The sequence below is a fragment of the Streptococcus sp. 5346 genome (assembly GCF_013277455.1).
GTDB lineage: Bacteria > Bacillota > Bacilli > Lactobacillales > Streptococcaceae > Streptococcus.
The window spans coordinates 44,509-50,725 of record NZ_VMMY01000020.1 but is presented as its reverse complement, the minus strand read 5'-3'; the positions used below and the strand labels follow the sequence as shown (position 1 = coordinate 50,725).

9 protein-coding genes and 5 tRNA genes are annotated in these 6,217 nt (G+C 33.4%); 5 read left to right on the top strand and 9 right to left on the bottom strand.

Annotated features, from left to right (window positions below; genetic code table 11):
• Positions 1-24: 24 nt before the first annotated feature.
• The 5 genes from HT732_RS09940 to HT732_RS09920 all read left to right on the top strand — a co-directional run bounded on the left by HT732_RS09940 (position 25) and on the right by HT732_RS09920 (position 445).
• Positions 25-105 (top strand) — tRNA-Tyr (locus HT732_RS09940).
• A 4-nt stretch (positions 106-109) separates the two neighbouring features.
• Positions 110-180, top strand: a tRNA-Trp gene (locus HT732_RS09935).
• Between the two features lie 14 nt (positions 181-194).
• Positions 195-267 (top strand) — tRNA-His (locus HT732_RS09930).
• 13 nt (positions 268-280) lie between these two features.
• A tRNA-Gln gene (locus tag HT732_RS09925) sits at positions 281-352 on the top strand.
• Between the two features lie 9 nt (positions 353-361).
• Positions 362-445: transfer RNA gene (locus tag HT732_RS09920), tRNA-Leu, on the top strand.
• Positions 446-555: 110 nt separating this feature from the next.
• Here the strand turns inward: HT732_RS09920 and HT732_RS09915 are convergent.
• The 9 genes from HT732_RS09915 to HT732_RS09875 form a co-directional block, all read right to left on the bottom strand.
• Positions 556-1,287 (bottom strand): metallophosphoesterase, encoded by a 732-nt coding sequence (locus tag HT732_RS09915; RefSeq protein ID WP_173254960.1) that lies wholly within the window; start codon positions 1,285-1,287, stop codon positions 556-558.
• Positions 1,280-1,516, bottom strand: coding sequence for a DUF6290 family protein (locus HT732_RS09910; protein ID WP_173254958.1), 237 nt, complete (start codon positions 1,514-1,516; stop codon positions 1,280-1,282). The genes HT732_RS09915 and HT732_RS09910 overlap by 8 nt, the downstream gene beginning before the upstream one ends.
• Before the next feature lie 215 nt (positions 1,517-1,731).
• On the bottom strand, positions 1,732-2,169 hold the full coding sequence (locus HT732_RS09905) for an HD domain-containing protein (RefSeq protein ID WP_000381519.1): 438 nt from the start codon (positions 2,167-2,169) through the stop codon (positions 1,732-1,734).
• Between the two features lie 40 nt (positions 2,170-2,209).
• A complete protein-coding gene (locus HT732_RS09900; RefSeq protein WP_001007697.1) occupies positions 2,210-3,343 on the bottom strand; it encodes a site-specific integrase in 1,134 nt (377 codons plus the stop codon).
• Positions 3,344-3,346: 3 nt separating this feature from the next.
• Positions 3,347-3,550 (bottom strand): DUF3173 domain-containing protein, encoded by a 204-nt coding sequence (locus HT732_RS09895; protein ID WP_000562210.1) that lies wholly within the window; start codon positions 3,548-3,550, stop codon positions 3,347-3,349.
• A gap of 13 nt (positions 3,551-3,563) precedes the next feature.
• Positions 3,564-4,346 (bottom strand): Rep protein, encoded by a 783-nt coding sequence (locus HT732_RS09890; protein WP_173254956.1) that lies wholly within the window; start codon positions 4,344-4,346, stop codon positions 3,564-3,566.
• Positions 4,347-4,534: 188 nt separating this feature from the next.
• Entirely contained in the window at positions 4,535-5,302 is a 768-nt protein-coding gene (locus HT732_RS09885; RefSeq protein WP_000854384.1) for a metallophosphoesterase, read from the bottom strand.
• Positions 5,303-5,468: 166 nt separating this feature from the next.
• A complete protein-coding gene (locus HT732_RS09880) occupies positions 5,469-5,858 on the bottom strand; it encodes a hypothetical protein (protein ID WP_001192942.1) in 390 nt (129 codons plus the stop codon).
• Between the two features lie 33 nt (positions 5,859-5,891).
• Positions 5,892-6,206, bottom strand: coding sequence for a hypothetical protein (locus HT732_RS09875; RefSeq protein ID WP_000772805.1), 315 nt, complete (start codon positions 6,204-6,206; stop codon positions 5,892-5,894).
• Between the last annotated feature and the right edge of the window lie 11 nt (positions 6,207-6,217).

Genomic DNA, 6,217 nt, shown 5'->3' with positions numbered 1-6,217 from the left:
CGTCTCGCGCCATTTTTATATTTTGGAAGGGTAGCGAAGAGGCTAAACGCGGCGGACTGTAAATCCGCTCCTTCGGGTTCGGGGGTTCGAATCCCTCCCCTTCCATTTTACGGGCATAGTTTAAAGGTAGAACTAAGGTCTCCAAAACCTTCAGTGTGGGTTCAATTCCTACTGCCCGTGTTAATAGAATTATGGCGGGTGTGGTGAAGTGGTTAACACACCAGATTGTGGCTCTGGCATGCGTGGGTTCGATCCCCATCACTCGCCTATTTTATATTATTGGGGTATAGCCAAGCGGTAAGGCAAGGGACTTTGACTCCCTCATGCGTTGGTTCGAATCCAGCTACCCCAGTTACTATTTGCCGGCGTGGCGGAATTGGCAGACGCGCTGGACTCAAAATCCAGTGTCCGCAAGGACGTGCCGGTTCGACCCCGGCCGCCGGTATAGTTGAAAAGACAAGGTTTCTAAGCCTTGTCTTTTTGTTATGTCATAATAAATTTCTTGAAATTGTTACTAATAATTACTAATTTCATATAAAAGCACATGATTAAAAGTTATAGAAAGTGATATTTTTGGGTAATTGTATCATAGCAAAGAACAGGTATTGTTTTGCTATTCGTTACCTCTCCATCAATAAAGTAATGACTTTTACTATCATAGTAAATCTTACCCAGGTATCTTCTATCTTTAGCTACTTCCGAAGAAGCAATATGGCCCGAAATAATAGCTTTATGAAATCTACCAGTGGTAATAGGAAATTTGTTTGTAAATATCTCTGAACTCGTTAGTTCTTTCCAAAACTTTCCTGCTTCTTCATCAATGCCAGCATGAACAAAAATTTGGGTATCAGTTTCATAATAGCGTTTATCCCTATATCGTTTTTTAAACCAGTTTATAAATGGATTAAATTTGATATTATTTTTAATTTCATTTCTAACACCTGTTTCAAAGTTGTTAGCATTCGATTTAAAAATATAGTTCAATTCCTCTGGAGAGAAGAAGCTTTTTATTGTTTCTGGAAATGCAGAAGAAGTAGGCTTTTCTAAAATCAACCAATCATAAAACCATTCTTCATGATTTCCTAATAGAGTGATAATTTGATTAGGATAAAGTTCCTCAAGTTCAATTATTTTGGAAATAACTTGAAAAGATTGAGAACCATTGTCAATGTAGTCTCCAAGTAAGATAAGTCGACTTTGTTTATCAGATAAATCTATTTTATTGATAGATTTAATAAACTCATTGTAGTGCCCATGTATATCAGATATTGCGTATATTTTAGCCATAGCGCCTCATCATTTCTTCATGTGAGAAAGTCTTTTTGCCACATTCAACCCATTTTTTATAAGCTTCATCAGCAACCTTAATATCATATATATCTTCAATTTTCTCTATAACAGCTTGTCTAATAAAGTCAGTCTTTGTTGTATTATTTTCTTCAACAATAGCATTTAATAAAGAATTTAACTCTTGACTAAGTTGAATAGAAATTTGTGTAGTAACAACATTATTCATATAACAGCCACCTAATAGTTATTTTAGATACATTATACTCCTAGTCTAAAAGTTTCTCAATAAAAAATTTCACTTTTTATAGTTATTTATTTTAATAAAATTGTAGTATCTGCAAGGATGTGCCAGTTCGAGACCGACCGCCAGTATAGTAATAAAGACAAAGTTTATAAGCCTTGTCTTTTGTTTTCTCTTTATAAAATTTTATAGTTTAGTTACTAACTTTTTTTCTTTGCTCTTAAAAATCTAATAGCAGAACTGTATTTCTTATTTCTCTCTAAGTCTTTTTCAGTAATTAATGGTAGTCTTGTTAAATCTGAATTATGCCGTAAATCCGCTAACTTTACAACTCTAGCGAGTTCATTTTTCTTTACTAGATTGAGATAAGATTGATAATCTTGTCCTTTTTTCTTTGTGAGTATATCGACGGCTTCTATAATATTTTTTGAAAAACCTTCCTTTTTTAGGTCTAGTAGGGTTAGTGAAGTATCTTCAATTACATCATGTAGATAGGCGACAGCTTTCTCTTCATCAGTTGCGACAAAACTAGCTACTGTTTCAGGGTGTTTAATGTAGTCAATTCCTGCTCTATCAATTTGTCCAAAGTGTGCTTTTTTAGCTACTTCATGTGCTTTTATTGCTTGTGATGTATCCATGATTTAATTATAAACTTTCCATTTATAAAACTCAATTACTTTATAGTAATTCATCTAGTTTATCAGCTAAATCCTTTTGCTTACTTGGGTACAAGTGAGAGTAGGTATCAATCGTGGTTGTTATAGAAGCATGTCCTAGTCGCTCTTTTACAACTAGATAATCTTCCCCTTGGTTAATCAGCAGGGAAGCGTGTGAGTGCCTAAAATCGTGTATGCGTATCTTTTTTAGTGTGCTATCACGTTCAAGTATTTTCTTATATTGTTTTTCAACTGCATTTTTTGTAATTGTGATAGGACTATTTTGAAACACTTGTAATGTTAGGCTATTGTTGGTAAATTGCTCTAATAGATGTTTTTGTTGCTTTTCCCAATCTTGTAATTCTTGGCTTAATTTTTTATTGATGACAATTCTTCTTGTTCCTGCTTTAGTTTTTGTTGTGCTGATATGAGTTACTCCTTTATTAACATAGACAGATTTCGTGATATGAATTGTATTACTTGAAAAGTCGATGTCTTGCCATGTTAGGGCAAGAGCTTCCCCAAGTCTTAATCCTGTAAAGAATAGAACAGTAAAGAGTAGTTTGATATTGTATTCTTCGGGTTCAAATAGTGTCAAAAACTTCTGAAATTCTTTGACTGTCCAAAATTGCATTTTTGTTTTTTCAATTGGCAACTTTTTTATCAATTTTGCTGGATTGGAGGAGTAATAGCCTTTTCGCAAACCAACATCAAAAATTTTTTTGAGTAAAATCATGATTTTGTTGATAGTATTTGTGCTTAACGGTTTATCAGAATTTTTAGCTACTTTTTGCCTAAGATGTTCTCTAAATTGGTAGATGTCTTCATAGGTTAGTTTTCCGACATTATCTACCATAGAAAAATAATCTTTGATGTGTTTGTTGTAATTATTATCTTGTGTATTGATATAGCTTGCTTTTCGATGATTTATACTATCTTCTTCCTTTAGTAGTTCATATAGTATGGGGATAGTTATTTTAGCCCCATAGAAGCGTTCTTTTAACTCTACACTTCGTAAGTAGTGTTCTGCCTCAATAGCTTCTTTTTTCGTCTTATAGCCCTTTCTGACAATTCTACGTTGCTTTAGTGTTATTGGGTCAAAACCGTTGCTAATATCAACTATCCAATTACCGTCTTTACCTTTTCTAATTGCCATATTTTACTCCTTGAGGGTACTGTTTTGAACATCAAAACCGAGTAATTCGCTTACAATAGTAGCAGGTATAGTACCAATTCGTTTATTCTGATAGACTGTAAAGCCTCGTGTTATCAGTAGCTCTTTCCCTTGGCGGATAATACGTTTCGATGTGCCCTCAGAAAAACCAAGGGCAACTAGGTCATTCTTAGTAACAGTTGCTATCATGTAACTTACTCCTTTATTCATCTAGTTTTATTTTCTTATACTTTACATGATTATCGAAATACTGACCGTCTTTATAGACTTTACTAATGTATTCCGTTTCATATAGTACGACTGAACTATCATAATTAAAATCTTCATAAGTATAAAATCTATCTTCATCAGGCTTTTTTAAGTTGCGTGATGAAAAATAGGCTTGCTTTCCGAAGTTTTCCAACAATTCTTGTCCAATCCCTTTTTCAAAATACTTTGTGACATATCGACCGCGATTTTCTTTGCTGTCTACATCAACTTTATTTATTCGTACTGCTCCATGTCCCCAAAGTTCCAAGAGTTGACGGTGTGGTACATAAGGAACGCTGAAAAGCAGAATATGAGCATGCCATGCTCCACGTTTTTGCTTTTCTAATACTGTTAAATATTTTAATTTACTTTTCTTGGTATTAAAGATGTGGTAGTTAAAGCGTTTTATAAAAGTTTTTAGTAAGTCTTTGAAGTGGTTTCTGTCGCTAATATTTTCTTTAGTGGTCAGGGTTAGAAATGAAGTATTGTCATTATAATTACAATCAACTAAGCGTAATAAGTTCCACTTTGCTTCTAAGCGAGTTTTTTTCATACGCTCCAGACGTTGTTCTTGTTCTTCAGGTGTAAGTTCATCAAATGTTCTACGTTGTGATTTTTCCTTGTTTTCAGTATTAGTATCTAGAATGGATTTTCCTTTTGAAAATATTGGCTTTTCATATTCCCAAATCTCGATATAGGAAGCGGTGCGAATAATTTTTTTATTATAATTAGTCATAAAAAAATGCACCCTTATTATAGTTTTCGCCAAAAGATTGTCTATATAATAAATAAACTAGGAGGAGCAAAGCTCCTCCCTACTTCTATCATGTGATCCTAAGCACCGCTCCGCTAAACACACTTCCAGCTTGCCGACTGCTTGTCGGCAGTTTTGCTTAGGTACATGATGAGAAGTAGCTATTAAATTTATAGTCGTGGTAATTGTTTTAATATTTTGTCTGTTGCCCAGTCTGTTGAAATGACCTCAAAATGTCCTTGGTCATAAACGAGTAAATCTCCATTACCAATAAATTGATATTTATTATCTTTGTCAATATATAATGAAAAAGTATCTATACCAATAACATTTTTAGAAATATCAATAGATTCTTTAGGGGTATGCCCAACAATTTGTTTAGGAAAGTCTTGGTTGGGAAGCAGTTCTAATTCTCTAAAATGTGCCCATAAAGGAGACCCCCCAAGAGCTTTCCCACCACGCATTGGTCCTATTGTATAAGCTAGAATATCTAATTCTTCTTCATGCTCTTTGGTATAGAGGTTAAAATGCCATTCTTTTGGGTCAAATATCAGATTGAAACCAGCGTGACTGACTAAATAATCATCTAGTTGATAAGCTACTTGTAATTTCAAATCCTGCAACAATTCTTTAACTGCGAAAAAGACCTCTAGGTTTTGAATTGAGAAAGGAGCTTGTTCTCCCAGTAAATAATAAGCATCATGATTACCTATAAGATTAATTACATCTATTCCGTTTTGCTCTTTATCTATTTTCCAAGAGTATAAAAAAGTGAGGTCTTTGGCATAAAGTTGGATATTGTTAGTTTGACCATGTAAATCAACGTAATCACCAAGAAAAATGATTCTCTTAATATTATGTGTTTGGATAATTTTGTCAACAATGGGTAAAATCAGTTGAGATTTTAAGTGTAAATCACCAATTAATAACGTCTTCATATATATTCCCCTATTTATTTTTGATATTAGTCTAAGAATCGAATTAAGTTATAGCACATTGTTTCGGTGATAGATAAATAGAATTAATTATTTTTAAGATGTTATTTAATAATTTCCATGAATATCAGACATAGAGTAATATATAGCTATAATATCCTCTAATTGTCTATCGAGCATTTAAGGCATAGATATAAGCTACATAGCAAGCAAAGTCGCCAATACGTTTTCTGTCATCGTTAAATTGTTCAAACCAAGCAACATCATTGCCCTGTTCACTTGCTAAACCTTTTAAAATCTTTAGTTGATAAATAACTTTATTGTGAGTAACAGTTCTAGATTCATCATTGGCAAGTTTCTCTTCTCTTGAGAGTGTGAGCCATTTACCACGTGCAGAGGCATACTCTACGCATAGAAGTACAAATGTTGTCCATTCTTCTTGAAATTCTTTATCAAGTTGATTGGAGGAATTAAGGAGACTAGAATAGATTTGTTCTGCTTCAGAAAATGAAACAATCCCCTTTTCATTCTTAAAATCATCGTAGTTAAAAGTTTGCATTGTAAAACTCCTTTATATATTATCTAATCTTAGCTATTTTGTTACAGGTAAAACATCAGAACAAGCGAACCACAAATTTCCATTGAATTGCCCTACGTTTAAATCTTTAAGACTAACAGGACAAGTTTTGTTGTTCGCCATCTCTTGAACAGAAGCAGTAGGCGATAATGTATTTATTTTGACTTGTATCATCTCCATAAAGAAATCAGAATTCTCATCTTGAATTGACACATTAAGTCGTAAAGCTACGGGCTTATTAGTCTCTCTATCTAATACTTCTGTATACCCTTTAACGGCAAAAAAGCGATTGCCTAGTAATTCGGGTTTCAAAAAATCATTTAATTTCATGTTAAATTCCT